Origin of the sequence: Rothia mucilaginosa (assembly GCF_964211445.1) — a bacterium.
Taxonomy (GTDB): Bacteria; Actinomycetota; Actinomycetes; order Actinomycetales; family Micrococcaceae; genus Rothia; species Rothia mucilaginosa_E.
This window is the reverse complement of record NZ_CAXOQT010000004.1, coordinates 60,280-84,548: the sequence shown is the minus strand read 5'-3', so window position 1 is coordinate 84,548 and position 24,269 is coordinate 60,280. Positions and strand designations below refer to the sequence as shown.

17 protein-coding genes are annotated in these 24,269 nt (G+C 60.5%); 5 read left to right on the top strand and 12 right to left on the bottom strand.

Annotated elements, in window-relative coordinates:
* Nucleotides 1-64 precede the first annotated feature (64 nt).
* Together AB8E48_RS01770 and AB8E48_RS01765 are read right to left on the bottom strand one after the other, a co-directional pair.
* Nucleotides 65-955, bottom strand: coding sequence for a fumarylacetoacetate hydrolase family protein (locus tag AB8E48_RS01770; protein WP_368885581.1), 891 nt, complete (start codon nucleotides 953-955; stop codon nucleotides 65-67).
* Nucleotides 956-1,060: 105 nt separating this feature from the next.
* Nucleotides 1,061-1,759 (bottom strand): biotin/lipoate A/B protein ligase family protein, encoded by a 699-nt coding sequence (locus AB8E48_RS01765; protein WP_368885580.1) that lies wholly within the window; start codon nucleotides 1,757-1,759, stop codon nucleotides 1,061-1,063.
* A 382-nt stretch (nucleotides 1,760-2,141) separates the two neighbouring features.
* On the opposite strand from AB8E48_RS01765, the gene AB8E48_RS01760 reads away from it, so the two are divergent.
* The gene (locus AB8E48_RS01760) at nucleotides 2,142-3,638 is read left to right on the top strand and encodes an anion permease (RefSeq protein WP_368885579.1); all 1,497 of its coding nucleotides are present in this window, start codon (nucleotides 2,142-2,144) and stop codon (nucleotides 3,636-3,638) included.
* A gap of 214 nt (nucleotides 3,639-3,852) precedes the next feature.
* Nucleotides 3,853-5,334, top strand: a complete 1,482-nt coding sequence (locus AB8E48_RS01755) for a glycoside hydrolase family 1 protein (RefSeq protein WP_368885578.1) — start codon at nucleotides 3,853-3,855, stop codon at nucleotides 5,332-5,334.
* Between the two features lie 171 nt (nucleotides 5,335-5,505).
* Here AB8E48_RS01755 and AB8E48_RS01750 read toward each other — a convergent pair whose 3' ends face one another.
* The 10 genes from AB8E48_RS01750 to AB8E48_RS01705 all read right to left on the bottom strand — a co-directional run bounded on the left by AB8E48_RS01750 (nucleotide 5,506) and on the right by AB8E48_RS01705 (nucleotide 21,086).
* On the bottom strand, nucleotides 5,506-6,669 hold the full coding sequence (locus tag AB8E48_RS01750) for a GNAT family N-acetyltransferase (protein WP_368885577.1): 1,164 nt from the start codon (nucleotides 6,667-6,669) through the stop codon (nucleotides 5,506-5,508).
* Between the two features lie 44 nt (nucleotides 6,670-6,713).
* The gene (uvrA, locus tag AB8E48_RS01745; protein WP_368885576.1) at nucleotides 6,714-9,602 is read right to left on the bottom strand and encodes an excinuclease ABC subunit UvrA; all 2,889 of its coding nucleotides are present in this window, start codon (nucleotides 9,600-9,602) and stop codon (nucleotides 6,714-6,716) included.
* Nucleotides 9,603-9,743: 141 nt separating this feature from the next.
* Nucleotides 9,744-10,517: an MBL fold metallo-hydrolase gene (locus tag AB8E48_RS01740; protein WP_368885575.1), complete on the bottom strand. Its 774-nt coding sequence runs from the start codon at nucleotides 10,515-10,517 to the stop codon at nucleotides 9,744-9,746.
* Nucleotides 10,518-11,807: 1,290 nt separating this feature from the next.
* Nucleotides 11,808-13,520, bottom strand: coding sequence for a formate--tetrahydrofolate ligase (locus AB8E48_RS01735; protein ID WP_005508799.1), 1,713 nt, complete (start codon nucleotides 13,518-13,520; stop codon nucleotides 11,808-11,810).
* A gap of 234 nt (nucleotides 13,521-13,754) precedes the next feature.
* Complete coding sequence (locus AB8E48_RS01730) at nucleotides 13,755-14,798, bottom strand: zinc-binding dehydrogenase (protein WP_368885574.1); 1,044 nt, start codon at nucleotides 14,796-14,798, stop codon at nucleotides 13,755-13,757.
* A gap of 298 nt (nucleotides 14,799-15,096) precedes the next feature.
* Nucleotides 15,097-16,074 carry a class 1b ribonucleoside-diphosphate reductase subunit beta gene (gene nrdF / locus AB8E48_RS01725; RefSeq protein ID WP_049342043.1) on the bottom strand — a complete coding sequence of 326 codons (978 nt, stop codon included), beginning with the start codon at nucleotides 16,072-16,074 and terminating at the stop codon, nucleotides 15,097-15,099.
* Nucleotides 16,075-16,221: 147 nt separating this feature from the next.
* Nucleotides 16,222-18,402 carry a class 1b ribonucleoside-diphosphate reductase subunit alpha gene (nrdE, locus tag AB8E48_RS01720; protein ID WP_070615837.1) on the bottom strand — a complete coding sequence of 727 codons (2,181 nt, stop codon included), beginning with the start codon at nucleotides 18,400-18,402 and terminating at the stop codon, nucleotides 16,222-16,224.
* Nucleotides 18,375-18,905, bottom strand: coding sequence for a class Ib ribonucleoside-diphosphate reductase assembly flavoprotein NrdI (gene nrdI / locus AB8E48_RS01715; RefSeq protein WP_368885573.1), 531 nt, complete (start codon nucleotides 18,903-18,905; stop codon nucleotides 18,375-18,377). The genes nrdE and nrdI overlap by 28 nt, the downstream gene beginning before the upstream one ends.
* 73 nt (nucleotides 18,906-18,978) lie before the next feature.
* Complete coding sequence (gene nrdH / locus AB8E48_RS01710) at nucleotides 18,979-19,203, bottom strand: glutaredoxin-like protein NrdH (RefSeq protein WP_296545116.1); 225 nt, start codon at nucleotides 19,201-19,203, stop codon at nucleotides 18,979-18,981.
* A 773-nt stretch (nucleotides 19,204-19,976) separates the two neighbouring features.
* The gene (locus AB8E48_RS01705; protein WP_294628986.1) at nucleotides 19,977-21,086 is read right to left on the bottom strand and encodes an App1 family protein; all 1,110 of its coding nucleotides are present in this window, start codon (nucleotides 21,084-21,086) and stop codon (nucleotides 19,977-19,979) included.
* A 177-nt stretch (nucleotides 21,087-21,263) separates the two neighbouring features.
* On the opposite strand from AB8E48_RS01705, the gene AB8E48_RS01700 reads away from it, so the two are divergent.
* From AB8E48_RS01700 to AB8E48_RS01690, 3 genes are all read left to right on the top strand, one after another.
* Entirely contained in the window at nucleotides 21,264-22,382 is a 1,119-nt protein-coding gene (locus AB8E48_RS01700; protein ID WP_368885572.1) for a polysaccharide deacetylase family protein, read from the top strand.
* A 219-nt stretch (nucleotides 22,383-22,601) separates the two neighbouring features.
* Nucleotides 22,602-23,354 carry a DsbA family protein gene (locus AB8E48_RS01695; protein ID WP_368885571.1) on the top strand — a complete coding sequence of 251 codons (753 nt, stop codon included), beginning with the start codon at nucleotides 22,602-22,604 and terminating at the stop codon, nucleotides 23,352-23,354.
* 284 nt (nucleotides 23,355-23,638) lie between these two features.
* Nucleotides 23,639-24,223 carry an excalibur calcium-binding domain-containing protein gene (locus tag AB8E48_RS01690; protein ID WP_368885570.1) on the top strand — a complete coding sequence of 195 codons (585 nt, stop codon included), beginning with the start codon at nucleotides 23,639-23,641 and terminating at the stop codon, nucleotides 24,221-24,223.
* The last annotated feature ends 46 nt before the right edge of the window (nucleotides 24,224-24,269 follow it).

The window sequence follows — 24,269 nt, the reverse complement described above, 5'->3', positions numbered from 1 at the left end:
AACTACGGCAGGTTTACAGCGCCGCAGGATAGCCACAGCGCAGGATAGCTACAGCATGAGATAGTTACAGTGCGCCCGCCTCCGAGCAGACATTCACCAGCTCGCCAATACCCTCAATGCGGGTGCGCACCGTCTGCCCCGGCTTCAACCACTGACGCGGATGCAACGACAAGCCAACCCCGGCGGGCGTACCCGTCGCCACCAGGTCACCCGGCTCCAGGGTCATGAACCGAGAAATATAGGACAGCAGCTGCGCCGGGGTGAACACCATATCCGCCGTCGTGCCGCGCTGACGCACCACGCCGTCCACCTCGCAGACGAGCTCCAGGCCGACAACCGGGTCAACCTCATCGGCGCTCACAATCACCGGACCGAACGGAGTCATCGCGTCCCAGTTCTTGCCCTGGAACCACTCCGAGGAACGGCCCTGCCAGTCACGCACCGACACATCATTCATGACCGTGTAACCCATCAGGGCATCAAGCGCCTGCTCCTCCGTGGCGTTACGCAGGCGAGCGCCCACGACCAGGCAGAGCTCAACCTCCCAGTCGACCTTCGTACTGCCGGTGCCGTCATCGGCGGGCATGCGGATCTGCTCGCCGGGGCCAATCAGTGCGTTCGGGAACTTCGCGAACAGCGCCGGGTACTCGGGCACCTCAAGGTTCATTTCTGCGGCGTGGTCGCGGTAGTTCAAGCCGGCGCACACAATCTTGCCGGGCTTATCCAGCGGGCGAATAAACGGCAGGGAATTCCACAGCTCCTCGCCGTGACCCATGACGGTCGCGCCGTTCTCTTTCAGGATTGCCACGGCGTTCTTCGGGTCGCCAAAGTTCAGACGGAACCGGCTGTAGAAATTCAGTAGCGGGCTGAGCTTCGCCGGAAGCTCGTACACGGTCTCCTCAAAGAAGCAGACCGCGCGGCTGCCCTTCGAGTCTTTAATCTGTGCCCAACGCATGGATGCTCCTTCGCTTCAGGTGGGGTAAATCGGGGGTAATCGGGGTGGTTTAGGGGTAAAAGTCAGAGATAAAACAGGCTGGTGAAAACGAGCCCGGTGAATCACCTAGTGAAAGCCGTTTTGGGCGTACACCTCAACGATGGCGTCTTCCAAATCTTCCATGAGCAGGCTCGGGTTCGCGTCCTGTGCGGCGCCGACCGTGGCGGGGTCCAGCTCCATGCCGAGAGCACGGTACACATCCGCAGTGACCGCCCGCAGAGGCGCAGAATCAGAGACCACGATGCCGGTACTGAACCACCAGCCGCCGGTCACCACGCGCTGAGCGGTGCCGACCAGCTTGATGCGGCCACCACCTGCGGATGCGGGCAGCTGCGCGTGCACCGAATACTCGCCGGGGCAGTACTCCCCCGGAATCTCACCCATGCGCGCATCCACGCCGACCTCACGCAGCGCCTGCGCGTACATGGAACCAAACAGTTCGTAGCGTAGGGTGTTACCGCTGCGGGCGTCGGAGGCGGGCTGAAAATGGTCCACGACCAGGCACCCCTGATGGTAGGCGGCGGCATGCCCACCGACCTTGCGCACCAGCACCTCGAAGCCGTGCTCGACACACGCCGCAGAGGCTTCCGCGAAGCCGGGGTTCAGCTCATCACGGCGGCCGAACGCGACCGTCGGGTTCGGCTGATACATGCGCAAAGTGGCTTCACGCTTGCCGGTTGCCACCTCGCGGAGCATCTGCACCGTCTGGTCGTGGTGAATAAGGATTTCGCCGGACTCGGGGCCGGTCTCTCGAATAATCTGCACGTTCCTATTTTACGTTGCGCCCATCACGCTGGCGTGTGGGTGGCGGGGCGTCTCAAGGGCGACCCAGGAGCAGCTCAGGGGTAGCTCAAGGGCGGCGCATTCCTCGGCGCTCGCCCGGTGCTCTCCTCGGCTCTCCCCCGGCGTTCTCCCCCGGTTATTTTCCGCAGAATACCACCCGCCGATACACCCAGCCATATTCACATTTTTTATGCTGAATTTCTTCACTCCGTGAATCCAAACCATTACGATTAAAGGACTACGTGGCATCCCACACGTTGCCACAAGTACACAACACAGCATGACAACGCAGAAGAAACGCGCACACCGTGACGGAGCCACCCGCCACGGACCAAACTGTACGTTTCACATAAGGAGTACGGACATGTCACAGTCCACGAACACAGCGGCCGCCGCCGCATCCAAACCGGAGGTGAACGGCAAGGAGGCGACCGCAGCCCGCAAACAGCGAAACAAGCTGATTCTGCACGTTGCCATCATCCTCGTAGCAACCCTCGCCATCTGGTTCGTTCCCGCCCCCGAAGGCGTCGACCCGCGCGGCATGCACATGCTCGCCATCTTCGTCGGCACCATCCTCGGCCTGATCCTGCAGCCGCTGCCGACCCCGTCCGTGGCGCTCGTCGGCCTGGGTGCCGCGATGATTACCGGCACCATGGCGGCAAAGAACGAGGCGCTGACCGGCTTCGGCAACTCCTCCATCTGGATTATTGTTGCCGCGTTCTTCATCGCCGACGGCTTCCTCATTACCGGCTTGGGCAAGCGCATCGCCCTGCTGTTCGTGCGTGCGCTCGGCAAGTCCTCGCTCGGTCTGTCCTACGGTATGGCAATCACCGACCTGGTTCTCGCCCCCGCCACCCCCTCCAACACTGCGCGTGCCGGTGGCGTGATCTACCCGATTATCCGTTCCCTCTCCGAGGTCAACGGCTCCACGAACGAGACCCCCGAATCGCGCCGTAAGCTCGGCTCCTACCTGCTCATGACCGAGGCGCAGGTCAACACCATCACCGCCGCCATGTTCGTGACCGCGATGGCCGGTAACCCGCTGGCGCAGAAGTTCGCGCACGACCGCGGCGTCAACCTTGACTGGGGCACCTGGGCGCTCGCCGCTATCGTTCCCGGCCTTACCGCGCTGATTGTGATGCCGTGGATTATGTCGAAGATTTACCCGCCGACCATCAAGAAGACCCCGGACGCACCCGAGCACGCCCGCCAGGAACTGCACGAAATGGGCCCCATGAGCTCCAAGGAATGGATCATGCTCGGCACCTTCGTGATGCTGCTGGTCCTGTGGGTTACCGGTACTTCCCTGGGTATTGACGCCACCAGCGCCGCGTTCTTCGGCATCGCAATTCTGCTGGTCACCAAGGTCCTGACTTGGAAGGACCTGGCGAAGAACTCCAGCGCATGGTCCACCCTCATCTTCTTCGCCGTGCTCGTCGGCATGGCGGACCACCTCAAGAAGCTCAAGGTCGTGGACTGGATTGGTCAGCAGGCCGCCCACAGCGTCAGCGGCATGGCCTGGCCCCTGGCCTTCACCGTGCTGGTTCTGGCGTACTTCTTCATCCACTACATGTTCGCTTCGAACACCGCCCAGATCGTGGCCCTGTACGCCGTGTTCCTCGGTGCGGCGGTTACCGCCGGTGTTCCGCCGATGTTTGCGGCGCTGTTCCTCGGCTTCATGGGTAACCTGATTGGCGGCATCACCCACTACGCCTCCGGCCCGGCAGGCGTGTACTACGGTTCCGGCTACTTCAGCGTGAGCGAATGGTTCAAGATCGGCTTCATGGCGGCTATCGTGAACCTCGTCATCTGGGGGTCGGTTGGTACCGCGTGGCTGTTCGCACTCGGCTTCGCTAACTAGTAGCGCAGGCCCCCGCGATAGCGTAGCTCAGCGTCAAGCGCTCTATAAAAGCCCGGTATTCTCACGTGAATTTTCGTGTGAGGATGCCGGGCTTTCGCGTACCCGCAGGACGGTCTGCGCGGCGGTTTTTGCCGCGGTTACAGTGCGAAATCTAGCAATCCCCCACCCCCTCCGCTAGGGTAGAAGAAAGACCCAAAGCACCCTGGAGGATGCCGTGCATCAGGACCAGCACATCACCGCCCAAACCACCTCTTTGCCCAACTCCAACCCGGCGCTGACCGAGCCGCAGCCGCTCGGCGCATTCCCTGACGGGTTCCTCTTCGGAGGCGCCACCGCTGCCAACCAGTTCGAAGGCGCCTGGAACGAAGACGGCAAGGGCCCCAGCCTGCAGGATGTGCTGCCCGCCGGCGGCCTGTACCCGCGCACTGCGGAACCCACCGAGGACAACCTCAAGCTGGAGGGCATCGACTTCTACCACCGCTACCGCGAAGACATAGCCCTGCTCGCAGAGATGGGTTTCAAGGTCTTCCGCTTCTCCATCGCCTGGTCGCGCATCTTCCCCCGCGGCGACGAATCCGAGCCGAACGAGGCGGGCCTCGCCTTCTACGACCGCGTGCTCGACGAGCTCGAAAAGCACGGCATGGAGCCGCTCATCACCCTCAGCCACTACGAAACCCCGCTGCACCTGGTCGAACAGTACAACGGTTGGACCAGCCGCGAACTCATCGGCTTCTACGAACGCTACGCCCGCACCGTGTTCGCCCGCTACGGCAAGCGCGTAAAGTACTGGCTGACCTTCAACGAAATCAACTCGATGTTGCACCTGCCGTTCATGTCCGGCGGCATTAACACCCCGGCGGATCAGCTCAGCGACGCAGACCTGTACCAGGCGATGCACCACGAGCTGGTCGCCTCCGCACGCGCCACCGCTGCGGCACGCGAACTGGCACCCGGCGCGCAGATTGGTTGCATGATTCTTGCTATGCCCACCTACCCGCTCACCCCCGACCCCGCCGATGTACTCGCCGCCATGCAGACGGAGCAGGCGAACTTCGCGTTCGGTGACGTGCACGTGCGCGGCGCCTACCCCGGCTACTTCCTGCGTGCCCTGCGTGAGAAGGGCGTGGAACTGAACATCACCGAGCAGGACCGCGAAGACCTGAAGAACACCGTGGACTTCGTGTCCTTCAGCTACTACATGTCCACCTGCGCCACCGGTGACCCGGCACGAGGCGAGCGCGGCGAAGGCAATATCCTCGGCGGCGTGGCGAACCCGACCCTGCCCGCCAGCGAATGGGGCTGGCAGATCGACCCGACCGGCCTGCGCGTGGTCCTCAACCAGTACTGGGACCGCTGGCAGAAGCCGCTGTTCATCGTGGAGAACGGCCTGGGCGCCCGCGACGAACTGGTCGAGGTGAACGGCGAACTCACCGTGGAGGATGACTACCGCATCGACTACCTGCGCCAGCACCTGCACGCCGTACGCGAGGCGATTGAGGATGGCGTGAACGTGCTCGGCTACACCACCTGGGGCTGCATCGACATGATTAGCGCCTCCACCGCGCAGATGTCCAAGCGCTACGGGTTCATCTACGTGGACCGCAACGACGATGGCACCGGCACCCTGGCACGCTACCGCAAGAAGTCCTTCCACTGGTACCGCGAGGTGATTGCCAGCAACGGCGCGGAGCTTTAGAGAGTTAGCCGCAAGACGCTGAAAGCCGAGAAAATCCCGGCGCGCGAAACTCGTAGCCCGTGAAACTCACAGCGCGTGAAATTCAGCAGCAGAAAGCCCCCGAGACTCCAATCTCGGGGGCTTTCTGTATATGCGTTATGCCTAGCTCGGGCGGCTCTAGTCCATGGACAACTAGTCCATGGGCAAATCGTTCAGGCTGGTGGAGACATACTCCCACCAGGTCGGCACCAGCCCAGCGTTCATCGCCACCCTCTGCGACAGCATATGCGACGGGCTCGTACCGTAGAACGGCAGGTACCCCTCCGCCAGGGTGAGTCGGGCGGCATCACGCACCAGGGAACTGGCGATGCCGGCACCGCGCCAGGCGGGCAACACATCAATACCAATCTGGCGCATAATCGGCGAATCATCGCTCAGGCCAACCATAGCGATAGGGTCTGCGAGCGCGGGGCTCTCCCCCGCTACGGCTGCATCAGATGCCTCAGGTGCGTCCTCGTCCACCGGGTATGCGGCAAGCACCAGCCCATCCGGGCGGCGTTCACTAAAGCCCAGCGCGTTCGAGTAACGCTTATCCCCGCGGAACGACTCGATCTGCTCAGCATCCAGCAGCTCCACACGCAGGCGGGTCACGCGTGCCTCAGTGTCCTCCGGGTCAACCTCAAGCGCACCCGCGGAGGCGTTTGCCTCCCTGCGGATGGTGCGTTCGCCGGTGATTTCGGCAAGCAACGCCGCCTTCAGCTCTGCGGGGTCAACGCGACGCATCATGCCCACACCGGGCACGGCACACTTGACCTCCTGTGCCTGCACGCCCTCGGGTACGACCGAGTTCAGCAGGGCGCGGCCGGGCGTGTAGTAGATGCTCGTGCCGCTGACCTGCTGGGTGTAGGGGGTGAGCAGTTCATTGAGCTGGCGAAGCTGCGCGTAGTCGCCGAGCCAGTTCGACTGGTCGCCGAGCATGTAGTCAATCGCCTTCTCCAGCACGCGCGGATGCTTAGCGCAGAGAATGCCGACGCTCGCGTAGTTGGCGACGCGCAACTCCCAGATGTCGTCGTTGCGGCGGCGTGCGGCACCCATCTTCTCGGAGGGAGGCTGCACGGTGGCGAGCAGCGGCAGGCTCTCGGCCTCGGGATTGTCGCGCATCTCTTGAAGGGCGCGGCTAATCGAACCGGGCGCCTGGCAGAAGTCCGCCTCAAGCTGGGTGTGCAGGATGTGCCGCGCCCGGTCCAGGGTGGTCACGGCACCGCGGTTCACAGCGTCTCGGCGCGCACCGAAGCCCGCAGCACCCGCAGAGTGCTCGGCTCCCGAGTTAGGTTCGGTTCCTTGAGTATCAGTCACGTAGGTTTCCTCTAGTTCAAGTCTCGGCTAGTTCAAGTTCTCGACTAGTTCAGAATCTCGGCAAGGAACGCACCGGTGTGCGAGCCCTTCACCTGAGCCACCTGCTCCGGGGTGCCCTCGGCAATCACGGTGCCGCCGCCGCTACCGCCTTCGGGACCCATGTCAATAATCCAGTCGGCGCACTTGACCACGTCCAGGTTGTGCTCGATGGTGATGACGCTATTGCCCTTGTCGACCAGCGACTGCAGTACGGCGAGCAGCTTGCGAATGTCCTCAAAGTGCAGGCCGGTGGTCGGCTCGTCCAGCACGTAGATGGAGCGGCCGTTGGAGCGCTTCTGCAGTTCGGTGGCGAGCTTCACGCGCTGCGCCTCACCGCCGGAGAGGGTGGTTGCGGGCTGACCCAGGCGAATGTAGCCCAGGCCCACGTCCACGAGGGTGTTCAGGTGGCGCGCAATCGGGGTAAACGCGGCGAAGAACTCTGCCGCCTCTTCCACGGGCATTTCGAGCACGTCGGCAATGGTCTTGCCCTTGTAGTGCACTTCGAGGGTTTCGCGGTTGTAGCGCTTGCCATGGCAGGTTTCGCAGGGCACGTACACGTCCGGCAGGAAGTTCATTTCAATCTTCAGGGTGCCGTCGCCGGAGCAGTCCTCGCAGCGGCCGCCCTTGACGTTGAAGGAGAATCGGCCCGGGGTGTAGCCGCGCATCTTCGCTTCGCTGGTCTCCGCGAAGAGCTTGCGGATATGGTCAAACACGCCGGTGTAGGTGGCCGGGTTCGAGCGCGGGGTACGGCCGATGGGCGACTGGTCCACGTGAATGACCTTGTCCAGGTGCTCCAGGCCGTCGATGCTCTTGTGGCGGCCGGGTACCTGCTTGGCGCCGTTGAGCTTGTTCGCCAGGGCGGTGTACAGAATGTCGTTGACGAGGGTGGACTTACCCGAGCCGGACACACCGGTCACCGCGGTGAACACGCCCAGCGGGAAGGACACGGTCACGTTCTTAAGGTTGTTTTCGCGGGCGCCGCGCACGGTCAGCTGGCGTTCCTTGTCCACGGGGCGGCGGGAGGCGGGCACCTCAATGTTGCGGCGGCCAGCCATGTAGTCGCCGGTGATGGACTTGGTGTTCTTCAGCAGCTCCTCGAAGCTGCCGGAGTGCACGATTTCGCCGCCGTGCTCGCCTGCGCCGGGTCCTACGTCCACGATCCAGTCGGCTTCGCGCATGGTGTCTTCGTCGTGCTCAACCACAATAAGCGTGTTGCCCATGTCGCGCAGCTTAGTCAGGGTCTCAATGAGGCGGCGGTTGTCGCGCTGGTGCAGGCCGATGGAGGGCTCGTCGAGCACGTAGAGCACGCCAACCAGGCCCGAACCAATCTGGGTGGCGAGGCGGATGCGCTGCGCCTCACCGCCGGAGAGCGTGCCGGCGGAGCGTGAGAGGGTCAGGTAGTCCAGGCCCACGTCCAGCAGGAACTGCAGGCGCGCGTCAATTTCCTTGAGGACCTGCTCGCCAATCTTGGCTTCGCGGGTACTGAGCTGCAGACCGCGCACGAAGGCGAGTGCGTTGGCGAGGGACAGGTCGGTAATGTCTGCGATGGACTTGCCGCCGACCTTCACGCCGAGGATGGTTGGGTTCAGGCGTGCGCCACCGCAGGAGGGGCAGGCGACCTGGCGCATGTACTGTTCGTAGCGGTCGCGGGCGAAGTCCGATTCGGTTTCTTCGTGCTTGCGCTTGATGTACGCCTTCACGCCTTCGAATCCGGAGGTGTAGCGGCGTTCGCGGCCGAAGCGGTTGCGGTAGGACACCTCGACCTTGTAGTCCTTGCCGTCCAGGATGGCGGCGCGGGTCTTGGCGGGCAGGTCCTTGAAGGGGGTGTTCAGGTCGAAGCCGAGCTCCTCCCCCAGGCCGGCGAGCAAGCGCAGCCAGTATTCGGTGGTTGCTTTACCCTGCGACCAGGGGGCGATAGCGCCCTCACCGAGGGTCAGGTCGGGGTTGGGTACGAGCAGTTCGGTGTCGACTTCCAGGCGCGAGCCGATGCCGTCGCAGGCGCTACACGCGCCGAACGGCGAGTTGAAGGAGAAGGCGCGCGGCTCGATGGTGTCGATCTGCAGCGGGTGGTTGTTGGGGCAGGCGAGGTTTTCGCTGAAGGAGCGGGTGCGTTCGGGGTCGTCCTGCTCGCGGTCCACGAAGTCGATGAGCACGCGGCCGTCGGCGAGCTTGAGCGCGGTTTCGATGGAGTCAGTCAGGCGCTGGTGAATACCGTCCTTGATAACGATGCGGTCGACGACCACCTCGATGGTGTGTTTGTACTGCTTGGCGAGCTTGGGCGGGTCGGAGAGCTGCACGGTTTCGCCGTCCACGCGGGCGCGCGAGTAGCCCTGGGTGAGCAGGTCCTTGAACAGGTCTACGAACTCGCCCTTGCGTGCGCTGACGACGGGTGCAAGAATCTGCAGGCGGGTTCGTTCGGGGTACTCCTGCAGAATGTCCACGATCTGCTGCGGGGTCTGCTGGGTGATTTCCTCACCGCATTCGGGGCAGTGCGGGTGACCGATACGCGCCCAGAGCAGACGCATGTAGTCGTAGATTTCGGTGATGGTACCGACGGTCGAACGCGGGTTCTTGGAGGTGGACTTCTGGTCGATGGACACCGCCGGCGAGAGACCCTCGATGAAGTCAACATCGGGCTTGTCGACCTGGCCGAGGAACATACGCGCATAGGAGGACAGCGACTCGACGTAGCGGCGCTGACCCTCCGCAAAGATGGTGTCGAAGGCGAGGGAGGACTTACCGGAGCCGGAAAGGCCGGTGAAGACAACCATCGCATCGCGCGGAATGGTCAGGTCTACGTTCTTGAGGTTGTTTTCGCGGGCACCCTGAACCCGGATGCTGGTCAGATCGTTCGCTTTGAGTGCGGTGCTTCCGTGTGCCGGGCGGGGTGTCATCGAAAATCCTTTCGTCTTAATCTTCGAACTTAAATTCTACACCCTCACGCCTTTCACCGGCGAGATTATGCGGGCGGTGAAGGCATGAGGGTGCAGTACTTATATGAGGTGGACTAGGAGGCGCAATTCGTCAGGCGCGGTTTACCAGCCGCGGGTTGCCCAGTCTTCCAGGTGGGGGCGCTCGTCACCGAGGGTGGTGGAGCGACCGTGGCCGGGTAGCACGATGGCGTCGTCTTCGAAGCCGCCGAAGAGCTTTTCGAGCACGTTGGAGAAGAGCTCACCGAACTGCTGCGGGGAGTCGGTCTTACCCACGCCGCCGGGGAAGAGCGAGTCGCCGGTGAACAGCAGGGTTGCGGGGGTGCCGTCTTCCCAGGTGGTTTCGAGGGTGTAGACGATGGATCCGGGGGTGTGGCCGGGCACGTGCAGGGCGCGGATGACGGTGTCGGAGCGGTAGAAGTCGAAGCTTTCGCCGCCGGTCAGTTCCTCTTCGACGGTGTAGTCTTCCAGCTCCTTAATTTCGGCAACGTCAGCTGCACCCGCGGAGGTAACAGCACCGGTGAGGTGGTCGAGTTCCTCAATAGCGCGGATGTGGTCCCAGTGGCCGTGAGTAACGAGGATGCCGGTCAAACCGATAGCACGGGGCTTGAGGGAGTTGAAGTCTTCTTCCTTCTCTATGACGCGCACGCGGCGGTCCTCAGAGTCGGTCAGTTCGAGCTGCGGGCAGTCATTCAGGAGCGCGTCGAGGGTGAAGGCGTAGAGTTCTTCTGCGTCGGCTGCGGGGTCGATGAGCACCTGCTCGCCGGTGGCGCGCATGGTGATGAGGTAGACGCTATTGTCCATCTCGGAGACGCTGAGCGCGCGGACGGTCAGCTCGGGGTTCTCAAAGATAAGAGTGGGTTCGGGGTAAGTAGTCATAGTTCCAGTGTAGGGGTTGCGACAGCCCAGCAGGCACCTATGCGTAATACTCCCCTATCAGCGCATTCGGCATTGAACGTGCGGGATGCATGTGCGGGATGCGTATGGAACAGACTCCGAAGCAAGCTCGGCACAGATTAGACTCAGTGAGACTCAGTGCGGATTAGGCAGGCTCCGGTTGAGATTCCAACTGAAATTCGAAAGTTAAACAGAGAAGCGACTGCGCATCGATACACAGTCGCTTCTCATGACACCCAGGGGTATCTATCACTCACTCAAACACAAGCAACCCGAGGACTTTGGAAATCTCACGATTACTTGATGACTCAATAGTAGCGAACTTTTTGGGGGCTGTTTTACAACCCAATTTGGTACGGAGAGCCAGTTTTAGTGACCCATGCCTCAATGTAATCATTCTGTAATAAAAAGAGGTGTTTTTTAGGGTATCCATACGTACCAATTTCATTTTTTTCGACTTTATATGTGACTTATTTCACCCAAAATAATTTTAGATTTTCCCTCTTTTGGCACTTTAGTGCACCTTTAACTTGAGCTTCATGCTCACCAATCATAAAGGCTCAATACCCGGTTTTAGCCCGGTATTCCGCGGAAGTAGAGGGTTAAGGTAAAAGTATCTTCAAGTAGTTGCAACTACATAAACCGGAAAAAATGCACCGCCCACCGTTCAAAATCTGCACAATTATTCGCGCGAGGGCAAAATCAATTGGTCTGTTTTACCCCTGTAGACTCCCCTTAAAGTGGAGGTTTTATTACAAAACAATAATATTGCACCCCTCGTTAGGTTCATTGAGCACACCTAGTAAGCCCCTCCTAAAAAATCAAAATACCTAGTCAACACCATATTTTCACACAATGCAAGATAGTGGGCTATTCAAAAATCAACCTCCAAAGATTGTTTAATAAAACCTGACCTTCAAGCATAAATAGAGCCCAATTATTAACCCGCACGTACCAATTCCACCCTCAGATTAGGCACCCCACAAGCCTCAATGAAAGATTGAAAGTCCCCTCCACCAGGGGTTTCAGATTCCTTCGCTCCCCTGGATTCCCCCTGATGTCAGCCCAGTTTCAGCCTGGTTTCAAACTCGTTTTCAGATACGTCTTCCTTTCTCTCAAGCGCCACAAACCCGCCTCATGCACACAGCAAAACCGCCAATCATATACCACCGGGCACACGCTACCCGGACACAGCAAAGGCGGCGCCCCTCCCCCGCTCTGGGGGAAGGAGCGCCGCCTCCACTAGCTATATATCAGCTGGAACAGTCCACCTTAGGACAGACCGACCATCACGCCGTTCTCGTCGAAGCCGATGCGCTCAGCTGCGGGGCTCTTGCTCAGGCCCGGCATGGTGCGCATGGTGCCGCAGATTGCGTAGACGTAACCAGCACCTGCAGCCAGGCGAACCTCGCGCACGGGCAGGGTCCAGCCGGTCGGTGCGCCCTTCAGGGTTGCATCCGAAGAGATGGACAGGTGGGTCTTCGCGATAACCACGGGCAGGTGCGAGTAGCCCAGCTCAGCGAAACGCTTCAGCTGCTTAGCGGCAGCGGGAGCAATGGAGATGCCGTCCGCACCGTAGACCTTGGTCGCAACCTTCTCAATCTTGGTCTCGATGGAGTCCTCAAGATCGTAGGTGTACTTCAGATCCGAAACGTCGTCACATGCCTCAGCAACCACGTCTGCCAGGTCGGTGGTGCCCTTACCGCCCTCAGCCACACCGCGGTGGATAGCGACGCGAGCGCCAGCTTCCTCAGCGATACGGCGGATGGTCTCGTGCTCGGACTCGAAGTCGGTCGGGAAGGCGTTGATTGCCACGACCGGCTGAACACCGAAGTTGCGCACAATCTCGATGTGCTTCTTCAGGTTCTCTGCGCCCTTCTCGACGTCGGAGGGGCTTTCCTGCAGCATGCCTTCGGGCAGGGGCTTGCCGGGAACAATCTTGTACAGGCCGGAGTGGGACTTCAGGGAGCGCACGGTTACGACGAGCACTGCTGCGTCCGGCTTCAGACCGGAGACGCGGCACTTGACGTTGAAGAAACGCTCCGCACCCATGTCGGCACCGAAGCCAGCCTCGGTAATCACGTAGTCGGAGTACTCCAGGCCAACGTAGTCGGCGACCACGGAGGAGTTACCGGTTGCGATGTTGCCGAAGGGACCCGCGTGAATCAGTGCGGGAGTGTGCTCCAGGGTCTGCAGCAGGTTCGGGTTGATTGCGTCTGCCAGGATGACGGACATTGCGCCGTCAGCCTTCAGGTCGGCTGCGGTGACGGGCTCGCCGTCGTAGTTCAGGCCGATGACAATCTTTGCCAGGCGCTCACGCAGGTCCTTGAAGGAGGTTGCCAGCGAGAGAATCACCATAATTTCGGAGGCGCTGGTGATGTCGAAACCGGTCTCGCGGACCACGCCGTCCATGCGTTCGCCCAGGCCCACGACGATGTTGCGCAGGGAGCGGTCGTTCATGTCGATAACGCGGCGCCACTCGATTGCGCGCGGGTCGATGCGCAGCTCGTTGCCGTGGTGCAGGTGGTTGTCAATCATGGCGGCAAGCAGGTTGTGTGCTGCGGTGACGGCGTGGAAGTCGCCGGTCAGGTGCAGGTTCAGCTTCTCCATGGGAACGATCTGGGAGTAGCCGCCGCCCGCTGCGCCGCCCTTAATGCCGAAGGTCGGGCCCATTGCGGGCTGACGCAGAGCCAGGATTGCCTTGCGGCCGGTCTGTGCGAAGCCCTGTGCGAGGGAGACGGAGGTTGCGGTCTTACCCTCACCGAGCGGGGTGGGGGTGACAGCGGTAACCACGATGTACTTGGAGCCGCGCTTGCGGGCGGTCTCTGCGTTGGTGGTTTCGTCGAGGAGGACCTTAGCGACGTACTTGCCGTAGGGTTCAAGGCGATCTTCGCTGATGCCATTGTCTGCTGCGATCTTGTTAATGGGCCAGAGATCGGCGGCAAGTGCGATTTCGAGGTCGGAAGGGAAAGGCTTCTTCGTCATTGTCATCCTTCGAGTTGTACGAATCATGCTCTTTTATTCTATGCCTTAGCTCACGCATTTGTCCCTCACCTCGCCGAACTCCGACAAATAAACTCAATTTTTAATGCACTAATCCCCGCACCCGGTACCCCACGCTCACGTGGAGCGGGCAGGGTCGGTGCGGGGATCAGTAGCGCATACGCGCCGAGTTACCGGGACGGTGACCGGCACAAGAACCGGCGCTACGACCGGCTATTACGGCATGGTCAGCAGAACCTTGGTGGCGGTGCGCTGGTCCATTGCCTCGTAGCCCTTAGCTGCCTCGTCGATGGGCAGGACCAGGTCGAAGACCTTACCGGGCTCAATTTCGCCCTTGTAAATCAGGTCGATGAGGGTCAGCAGGTACTTGCGCACGGGGGCGGGGCCGCCCTCCAGGTGAACCTGCTTGCCGAAGAGCGCATCGGTGCCGATGGAGCTATCGTGCGGCACGCCCACGAAGCCGATGTAGCCGCCGTGGCGTACGCAGCCGAGAGCCTGGTCGAAGGACTGCTGGGTGCCAACAGCCTCCGCCACGCCGTGTGCGCCCACGCCGTCGGTGAGCTCCATGACCTTGGCGATGCCCTCTTCGCCACGCTCCTCCACGATGTGGGTTGCGCCGAATTCCTTAGCGAGCGCCTGACGTTCGGGGTTGCGGGACATGATGATGATCTTCTCCGCGCCGAGCTGCTTAGCGCCGATGACTGCGCTCAGGCCGACCGCGCCGTCGCCAACAACGACGATGGTCTTGCCGGGGGCTGCGCCAGCTGCGTCCGCTGCGTACCAGCCGGTGCCGAGCACGTCGGATGCCGCCATGAGGTGCGGAATCTGCTCTGCGGTGGGTGCGGCGGGGGTCTTGACGAGGGTGCCGTCTGCGAAGGGTACGCGGGCGTATTCTGCCTGGGTGCCGTTGGAGCGTGCGCCGATGAAGGCGTCGCCAGCTGCGATGGCCTTGAGGCAGCGGGAGGGGTAGCCTGCGGTGCAGGTTTCGCATTCGCCGCAGGAGATGCAGAAGGAGCCTACGACGAAGTCGCCGGGGGCTACGGTGGTGACCTCGGAGCCGACCTCGACGACTTCGCCGATGTATTCGTGGCCCATTGCCCGGTGGTCGACGGGCTGTGCGCCGCGGTAGGGCCACAGGTCGGAGCCGCAGATGCAGGATGCTGCGAGCTTGATGATGGCGTCGGTAGGTTCGAGCAGGGTCGGCTTCTCAACTTCGTTGACGACAACCTTGCCGGGGGCTTCCATAACAACTGAATGCATGATGTTCCTTTCAAATCTGCGTTGATAGTTAGTCGTATCAGAGTACGCCCCGCACCCCGATATATCAATAATTTTTTATGCTACGGGGTGAAGGTAAAAATTCCGGCAACCGGAATCGGTAAAACCGCTCTCGCTCCCCTGTTTCTGCGCGTCTTTTCCCCCGCTTCCGCACCCGGTTAAACGGCGGAACCCCCGCGCATCCACAGTGGACACGCGGGGGTTCCGCTCGGTTTATCTCAGCCTGATATCTCACAGCGAGAAAGGGTGCTTAGAAGTCCCAGCCTTAGAGCTTTCAGCCTTAGAAGTCCCAGTCCTCGTCCTCGGTGTTCACAGCCTTACCGATCACGTAGGAAGAGCCGGAACCGGAGAAGAAGTCGTGGTTCTCATCAGCGTTCGGGGACAGTGCCGACAGGATCGCCGGGGACACGTTAGTCACAGACGCCGGGAACATCGGCTCGTAGCCCAGGTTCATCAGAGCCTTGTTAGCGTTGTAGTGCAGGAACTTCTTAACGTCCTCACTCCAACCCACACCGTCGTACAGGGAGTGGGTGTACGCCACCTCGTTCTCGTACAGTTCGTACAGCAGGTTGAAGGTGTACTCCTTCAGCTCTGCCTGACGCTCCGCGGACTCCTTCGCCAGGCCGCGCTGGAACTTGTAGCCAATGTAGTAGCCGTGCACTGCCTCGTCACGAATAATCAGACGAATCAGGTCAGCGGTGTTGGTCAGCTTCGCGTGCGAAGACCAGTACATGGGCAGGTAGAAGCCCGAGTAGAACAGGAAGGACTCCAGCAGAGTGGAGGCAACCTTCTTCTTCAGCGGGTCGTCACCGGTGTAGTAGGACAGAACAATCTTCGCCTTCTTCTGCAGGTGCTCATTCTCAGCAGCCCAGCGGAACGCCTCGTCAATCTCCTTGGTGGAGGCGAGGGTCGAGAAGATCGAGGAGTACGACTTTGCGTGCACGGATTCCATGAACGCAATGTTGGTGTACACGGCCTCTTCGTGCGCGGTCACAGCGTCCGGCAACAGGGACACAGCACCGACAGTACCCTGGATGGTGTCCAGCAGGGTCAGACCGGTGAAGACGCGCATGGTCAGCTGCTTCTCTTCCTCGGTCAGGGTCTTCCAGGAGGGCACGTCGTTGCTCAGCGGCACCTTCTCCGGCAGCCAGAAGTTACCGGTCAGACGATCCCAAACCTCAAGGTCCTTCTCGTCCTCAATACGGTTCCAGTTGATAGCCTCGACCACGTGGTCGACGAGCTTCACCTTTTCGCTCATTAGTAATTCTCCGATTCTTAAGGGGCGGTTACGGTGCCACGCGCGGCCAGCCAGTCGCGCAGGCGGTTTGCGTGTTTACCGTAACCGCCCCTTCCAGTCTTTAGTTATAGTGTGCCAGCTCAGGCTGAATGCGTCACAGCATTCGGGCTAGAGCATGCAGGATACGCAGCCTTCAACCTCGGTACCCTCAAGAGCCATCTGACGCAGACGGATGTAGTAGATGGTCTTGATGCCCTTACGCCATGCGTAAATCTGGGCGCGGTTGATATCGCGGGTGGTTGCGGTATCGCGGAAGAAGAGGGTCAGCGACAGGCCCTGGTCCACGTGCTGGGTTGCCACGGCGTAGGTGTCGATGATCTTCTCGTAACCAATTTCGTAGGAGTCCTGGTAGTACTCCAGGTTCTCGTTGGTCATGTACGGTGCCGGGTAGTAGACGCGGCCGAGCTTGCCTTCCTTACGGATCTCAATCTTCGAAGCAATCGGGTGAATCGAAGAGGTCGAACCGTTGATGTAGGAGATGGAGCCGGTCGGCGGAACAGCCTGCAGGTTCTGGTTGTACATGCCGTACTGTGCCACGTCAGCAGCCAGCTGAATCCACTCTTCACGGGTGGGGATGTGGTGCTTAGCGAACAGCTCGCGGGTACGCTCAGTCTGCGGTGCCCATTCCTTCTCAATGTACTTGGCGAAGAACTCACCGGATGCGTACTTCGAGTTCTCGAAGCCCTCGAAACGCTGACCGCGTTCCTTAGCAATCTGCATGGAGGCGCGGATTGCGTGGTAGGCGACGGTGTAGAAGTACATGTTGGTGAAGTCCAGTGCTTCTTCGGAACCGTAGTAGACGTGCTCGCGTGCCAGGTAGCCGTGCAGGTTCATCTGGCCCAGACCCACGGCGTGGCTCATGTTGTTGCCGCGCTCGATGGAGGGTACGGAGCGGATGTCGGACTGGTCGGAGACGGAGGTCAGCGAACGGATCGCGGTTTCCACGGTCTTGCCGAAGTCGTCACCGTCCATGGTCAGTGCAATGTTCAGCGAGCCGAGGTTGCAGGAGATGTCCTTACCGACGGTCTCGTAGCCGAGGTCAGCGTGGTAGGTGGACGGCTCGGAAACCTGCAGGATCTCGGAGCACAGGTTGGACATGATGACCTTACCGGCGATGGGGTTCGCGCGGTTGACGGTGTCTTCGAACATCACGTACGGGTAGCCGGACTCGAACTGGATCTCTGCGATGGTCTGGAAGAACTCGCGTGCGTTGATCTTGGTCTTGGTGATGCGTGCATCGTCGACCATCTCGTAGTACTTCTCGGAGACGTTGATGTCGGAGAAGGGCACGCCGTAGATGCGTTCCACATCGTACGGGGAGAAGAGGTACATGTCCTCGTTCTTCTTCGCCAGCTCGAAGGTGATGTCGGGGATGACAACGCCCAGGGAGAGGGTCTTGATGCGGATCTTCTCGTCAGCGTTCTCACGCTTGGTGTCCAGGAAGGCGTAGATGTCGGGGTGGTGTGCGTGCAGGTACACGGCACCGGCACCCTGACGTGCGCCGAGCTGGTTTGCGTAGGAGAAGGCGTCTTCCAGCAGCTTCATGACGGGGATAACGCCCGAGGACTGGTTCTCAATCTTCTTAATGGGCGCACCGGACTCGCGCAGGTTGGTCAGGGCGAATGCCACGCCGCCGCCGCGCTTGGAGAGCTGCAGTGCAGAGTTGATGGAGCGACCGATGGACTCCATGTTGTCTTCCATGCGCAGCAGGAAGCAGGAGACGAGCTCGCCGCGCTGCTTCTTACCTGCGTTGAGGAAGGTGGGGGTTGCCGGCTGGAAACGGCCGGAGATGATCTCGTCGACGATGTCTTCGGCGAGCTTCTCGTTACCTTCTGCCAGCAGCAGTGCCACCATGCAGACGCGGTCCTCAAAACGCTCCAGGTAGCGCTGACCGTCGAAGGTCTTGAGCGCGTAGGAGGTGTAGAACTTGAAGGCACCGAGGAAGGTCGGGAAGCGGAACTTCACGGCGTAGGCGCGCTTGAACAGGTTCTTAATGAACTGGAAGTTGTACTTGTCGAAGAGTTCCGGCTCGTAGTACTGGTTCTCGATTAGGTACTCGATCTTCTCTTCCAGGTCGTGGAAGAAGACGGTGTTGTTGTTGACGTGCTGCAGGAAGTACTGACGTGCTGCCTGGCGGTCTGCATCGAACTGGATCTGGCCGTTCTCATCGTAGAGGTTCAGCAGCGCGTTCAGCTCGTGGTAGCTCATACCCTTGAACTTCTCGGGCACGCTCTTGCCGTTGTGGCCTGCACCGAGAGTTTCTAGTGCTGAGGGCAGTTTTGCGTCCAAAATGCTTCCAATCCTTCGTTGACTTTTTCTACATCTGAATCGGTGCCCATGAGCTCAAACTTGAAGAGCACGGGCACATCGCACTTCTTGGCGACAATATCTGCCGCGATACCGAAGAGCGGACCAAAGTTGGTGTTGCCGGAGCCAATCACACCGAGCATGTGGTTGCGATTCTGCTCCACGTTCAGGAATTTAACCACCTGCGGGGGAACGTTACCGGCGCCTTCAGGCTTGCCGTAGGTGGGGACGATAAGCACGAACGGCTCATCAAGAATGAGGGTGTCCTCGCCGGTGCGCAGCGGCAGGCGGAGGCGGCGGGCACGAATCTTCTCCACGAACTTGTGGGTGTTACCTGAGATGGAGGAGAAGTACACGATGAGTGGTGCTGTGTCGTCCAGTTCGACCTCGGTCGCTCGACCCTCAGAAGCGTTGCGTGCATCCATAAGAATCTTGCGGATTTCTGCGTGCTCGTCGACGGGGGTGGGCGTGAGGGCGGTACTCAACGTGTACTCCTTATCTCTTGTGCCGGGTGTTCCGTACCGATTCCGTTTGTGTGGGTTTCGGCCGGGTTGGTTGTTACGCTGCCAGAGCGTTGATCTTGTCGGGCTGGAAACCGGACCAGTGTTCCTCGCCTGCGATGACAACGGGTGCCTGCATGTAGCCGAGGGACTTGACCATTTCGAGGGCCTGAGCGTCTTCAGTGATATCAACCTTGGTGTAGCTGATACCCTTCGCGTCGAGGGCGCGGTAGGTCATGTTGCACTGGACGCACTGGGGCTTGGTGTACACGGTCACTACCATTGGGGTGCCTCTTACTTTCTCCCGCTCAGGCGGGGTTATCTCGTGAATGAATCTGGCGTGTTTCGTCGGTGGTTCGCCACGTGTTGTTTACGGCGGGCGCTGTGCCGTCCGCTGCCCCCTCCTAGTGGGGTGTGGCGGTTTCCTGCACTGGGGCAGGGCGCTTAAGGTGCCGTAGTGGTGGAACCGAGTATTAATACTACATCTAGTGTCGAGAAATTTCTTCACCACAAGATGATGTGGTGCAAGGGTCGTGTTTCGTTCGATAAACCCACAGCTGAACCCACTTAAGAGGGGGTGTCTACAGATTATCCACACCCTGCCCCGGGGCTAGTTCGCCGTATTTTCGCGGGGTGTGTCAGGTTATCCACAGGTGGGGTTTAAGTTGGGCAGGATTTTTAAGGGTTCATTCGCCCGCTGAGTTGAGGTTTAGTTAACCTCATGTATGCTTTCGGGGGCATAAAACCCGGCAGATTCGGGCTTGATTTTAAAGAGATCTTAACTCTCCCCCGTTCTTGCGCGGAACGGCGCGGTTTTAAAGCAGAATGGACTTTCTTAAAGGCGGGGGTTAACCCCCTTCGAGCGGGTTTAAGCTGTGTGATTAAGGCTGTAGAAAAGATTTTTAACTCTTTTTCGGTAGCCGGTGTGTCGTGGGTTTAAGTTGGTTAATTCCGCTGAAACGCCAAAACCCACCGCATATACCGGTATTTCACGGTATTTACGGTGGGTTTACTGGGTATAGGCGCTGGTTTTAGCAACCGGCGAGCAGTAACCGGCTAGAAATCGATCAGGCCCAGCTCACGCAGTTTCTTACTCAGTGTTACGCCGTCGGTGGCTTCAATCCACAGCGGCGAGCGCATCATCTGTTCGGCACGGTAGTCGCTCCACACGCGGCCGGAGGCGAGCATGGTCTCCCCCACGGTCAGGTTGCGGATGACGATTGCCGCCACGTTGTCCGGGTAGCGTACCGCGAAGCCGTTGTAGATGTACGGGTCGCGCTGCCCGTCGTCGCCGACGAGAATCCACTTCATCTGCGGGAATTCCTCGGCGAGGCGGCGCAGGGACTCGACCTTGTGGTTGGTGCCGGAGCGGAACCAGCGGTCGGGGGTGGGGCCCCAGTCGGTGAGTAGGAACGTGCCGCGCGGGTAGCCGTTGCGGCTGAGGAAGCGGCGCAGGGTCGGGGTGATGTTCCAGGCGCCGGTAGACAGGTACATGAACGGCGCATCCGGGTGGCTGCGGCGGATGCGGTCGGTCATGACCGCCATGCCGGGGGTGGGGATGCGTGCGTGCTCATCGAGGATGAAGGAGTTCCAGGCGGCGACGAGGGGGCGCGGCAGCATGGTGACCATGACGGTGTCGTCGACATCCATGATGACGCCGAGCTTCTGGCTTTCGGGAACGATGTAGACGCTGGTTGCTACGGCGCGGGAGCCGGGCACGTACATGACGACTTCGTGGATGCCGGGTTCCAGGTCAATGGTGAGTTTGACGTCGAGCACGCCGCCGCGGTCGGTGTATGCCTCGTACTTGGTGCCGCCGATGACGATGGTGACGGGCGCATCCGACATTGCGGTTGCGGTGAAGGAGCGCCAGCCGCGCATGGGGTTGGCGGTGTCTTGGGTGCCGTCGACGACCTGCAGGAGGCGTTCGAGGGTGACCGTCTTGTAGAGGGCGCGGGCGATAACGCGGACCCAGCCGGGGTTTCCGTCGGAGGCGGCGCGTCCGTAGCCTTCAGTGGGCACGAGGATAGGCTCGCGTCCGGCTGCGATGGCGCGCTTTTCTCGCCACCGGTGTAGCCGGTCTGCAACGCGGTAGCCGATGTTGACTGCCTCGTCGGCAGCATCGTTCACAAGGTTGCGCAGTTCGTGAGTGCCCAAATTCTCCATCCCACTAGTGTAGCGGAGCGTTACCGGCTTGCGGCTTCTTGGTTCTGTGTTCTTACGCCTAGTTCTTATACCTATTAATACTGTGGTGCTGAGCTCGCGGTGTGATGTGCGCATTATTTAGGGTGTATTCGCTGTTCAGATTCGTTCCTTGCAGGTGGGGGCGTTATCCTGGAAGGTATGACCCACTCACAGCCTAACCGCCGACTTTTTGTGCTCGGCACTGCTATGCTTCCGCTGATTGCTGCCTGCTCGAAGAAGTCGAATGACTACGACGGCACCAGCGGTAATTTCACTCCGTATCAGGCTGGCGGCGAGACCTCTGCTGCCGCTACTCGCCCCGCGCCCACGAATTCGCCGACGGTTGCCGCTGCTGGCAACCCGGTTGATAAGCCGCGCGAATGGCCCGGTATCGGCAACTCCCTCGTTGGTGACGGCAAGTATGTTGCGTGGACTGTTGATGACGGCGCGAGCCCGGAGGCGATTCGCGGCTACGCTGAGTTCTCGAAGCGTACGAATACTCGCCTGACGTTCTTCATTAACGCTTCGTACACCGGCTTCAAGGAGCACGTGTCGTTGCTGCGTCCGCTGGTTCAGAGCGGCCAGATTCAGGTTGCGAACCACACGTACAACCACGCTGACCTGACCACCCTGGATGCTGAGGGTGTGAAGGAAGAGCTGCAGCGTAACGAAGACGAGATTATGAGCATGTTCGGTGTCTCGTCGAAGCCGTACTTCCGCCCGCCGTACGGCCGTTACAACGATACGGTTCTGAAGGCTGCCGGCGAGATTGGTTTTACCCGCCCGGTCATGTGGAACGGCACCACTGGTGATGAAGCGAAGACCAGCTCCCGCGTGGTTTACATGCGCTGCATCCGCTACATGCTGCCGCAGCAGATTGTGTTGGGCCACCTGAACTACGAAACGATCATCCCGATTCTGGATAAGGTGAAGGGACTGATTGATGACCGCGGCCTGACTGCGGTGACGATTCGTGACTACTACGGTGATGCCTCTGAGGAAGAGATTAAGGCGGCGGCTCCTTCGCCGACCCCCACTCCGGAGGAGCACACCCCGTCCCCCGAGGCGACCACGGAGGCAACCCCTACCCCGGAGCCGACCACTGAGGCTCCGACTCAGGCACCGACCACCCGCTATGAGGATGAGGTTGCGGCTAGCCAGCAGGCGACGACCGCTCCGGCGGCAACGACTGCTCCGGCTGCTCGTGCGACCGCTGCACCGGCGGCTACTACGGCGCCGGCGGCTTCGCAGAACGCTTCGGCGACTGCCCGCCGATAGGTTGGTGTAGACCTTCCCCGATGAAGCCCCCTTGACCCGGCTCCCGTACGGACATTCCTGTATTGAGATTCTGTACGGACCGGCGCGAGGGGGCTTTGCCGTGCCCGGCGGGAATAATCGCGGGTAATAGCCGCGGGAATAAGTACGGCAGCCGGGGCGTTAGGTGAGCGTATAGTGGCGGCAGTGTGCCGCATCCGAGTGTGAGAGGAATAGATGACAATGCGTATTGATATTTGGTCCGATATTGTGTGTCCCTTCTGCTACGTGGGCAAGCGTAACCTGGAGCTGGCGCTCGCCGAGTTTGAGCACCGTGACGAGGTTGAGGTGGTGTGGCATAGTTTTGAGCTGGACCCGTCGGCTACGGAGCATCCTGCCGGTTCGCTGCCTGAGCTGATTGCGGGCAAATATCAGATGCCGCTGGAGCAAGCGATTGCGAGCCAGGAGTCGTTGGCGGAGCGTGCCCGCGAGGTGGGTTTGGATTTCAATTGGCGGCAGGCGCGGTACGGTAACACGTTTGATGCGCACCGCGTGATTCATTATGCGGCGGAGCAGGGTTTGGCGGCGGCGGCGCAGGAGGCGTTTAAGCTGGCGTACTTTACACAGGGCCGTTCGGTGCAGGATCACGAGTCGATTCTGGATATTGCTTCTGAGATTGGTCTGGATACTGCTGAGGTTGAGGCGGTGTTGAAGAGTGACCGTTACGCGGCGGATGTGCGTGCTGATGAGCAGTTGGCGCGTCAGCTGGGCATTAATGGTGTGCCGTTCTTTTTGATTGAGTCGAAGTGGGCGGTGAGTGGTGCGCAGCCTGCGAAGATGCTGGTGCAGGCGCTGCGTCAGGTGTGGGAGGAGACTCACCGTGTGGAGTTCCTGAACCCGCTGGCGGGCGCGGTTGGTGACGTCACTGGTGACGGCGCGGGTAGCAATGCTGCGGAGGCGGGTCCGTCCTGCGATGTGAACGGCAACTGCTCCTAGCCTCAGTCTGGGTGGAGCTAGCGGTTCTGGTTAGAGCTGTCTCGGCTGGGGTGCTACTCCCCTAGCGCCCCGGCTGGTGTCCCCTAGATATGGCGAAAGCCCCCTTGTGCTGGTTCTGCGTGAACCGGTGCGAGGGGGCTTTGCCGTGCCCGCACGTTGTATCTTTCATTGTCGGGTTCTTTGTGGGTGGCTCGATGTTGTCTGCGGGTGGGGCGGTTTTCCTTTACACTGGAGTGTGTGTTCTACGGTGAACACGCTTGTCCACTCACTTCTAAAGGAATATTGTGTTGAAAATTCACGCCGCGACCGCTGGTGTTCTTGCGGGTGCTCTGTTGCTGACTGGTTGTTCTTCGTCTGTTCGTGCTCCGAAGTCTACGCCGTCTGCGTCTTCGTCGGTCTCTGCTTCGGCTAGCCCCTCTGTTTCGGCTTCCCCTACTGCTTCTTCGACACCGAGTGCGTCTCCTTCGGAGTCTCCTACCCCGACGGTAACCCCGTCGCCTATTCCGACGACTGAGGCTCCCGCGCAGGCTCCGTCCCAGGCACCGGCGGCTGAGGCGCCTTCTGTGGCGGCGCCGGCGGCTCCGGTTTCTGAGGCGCCCGCTCAGCCGGCTCCCGTTCAGCCGGTGCAGCAGGCTCCGGTAGCTACGGAGGCACCCGCCCAGCAGGCTCCGGCGGCTGAGGCTCCTGCTCAGCAGGCTCCTGCTCAGCCGGTGCAGCAGGCCCCGGCGCAGTCGAGTGTTTACTATGAGTCGTGTGCTGATGCTCGTGCTGCGGGTGCTGCGCCTCTGTATCGTGGTCAGCCTGGTTATCGTCCGGGTCTTGACCGTGATGGTGACGGCGTGGCATGCGAGCCGAAGAAGAAGCATTAGGCTTCTGCCCGTTCTTATAGCGAAAGCCCCCTTGTCCTGGTTCTTA

Coding starts and splice junctions, on each gene's coding strand:
- AB8E48_RS01770 (WP_368885581.1), bottom strand. CDS start 955: ATGCGTTGGGCACAGATTAAAGACTCGAAGGGCAGCCGCGCGGTCTGC.
- AB8E48_RS01760 (WP_368885579.1), top strand. CDS start 2,142: ATGTCACAGTCCACGAACACAGCGGCCGCCGCCGCATCCAAACCGGAG.
- uvrA (WP_368885576.1), bottom strand. CDS start 9,602: ATGACACCCCGCCCGGCACACGGAAGCACCGCACTCAAAGCGAACGAT.
- AB8E48_RS01740 (WP_368885575.1), bottom strand. CDS start 10,517: ATGACTACTTACCCCGAACCCACTCTTATCTTTGAGAACCCCGAGCTG.
- AB8E48_RS01735 (WP_005508799.1), bottom strand. CDS start 13,520: ATGACGAAGAAGCCTTTCCCTTCCGACCTCGAAATCGCACTTGCCGCC.
- AB8E48_RS01730 (WP_368885574.1), bottom strand. CDS start 14,798: ATGCATTCAGTTGTTATGGAAGCCCCCGGCAAGGTTGTCGTCAACGAA.
- nrdF (WP_049342043.1), bottom strand. CDS start 16,074: ATGAGCGAAAAGGTGAAGCTCGTCGACCACGTGGTCGAGGCTATCAAC.
- nrdH (WP_296545116.1), bottom strand. CDS start 19,203: ATGGTAGTGACCGTGTACACCAAGCCCCAGTGCGTCCAGTGCAACATG.
- AB8E48_RS01705 (WP_294628986.1), bottom strand. CDS start 21,086: ATGGAGAATTTGGGCACTCACGAACTGCGCAACCTTGTGAACGATGCT.
- AB8E48_RS01700 (WP_368885572.1), top strand. CDS start 21,264: ATGACCCACTCACAGCCTAACCGCCGACTTTTTGTGCTCGGCACTGCT.
- AB8E48_RS01695 (WP_368885571.1), top strand. CDS start 22,602: ATGCGTATTGATATTTGGTCCGATATTGTGTGTCCCTTCTGCTACGTG.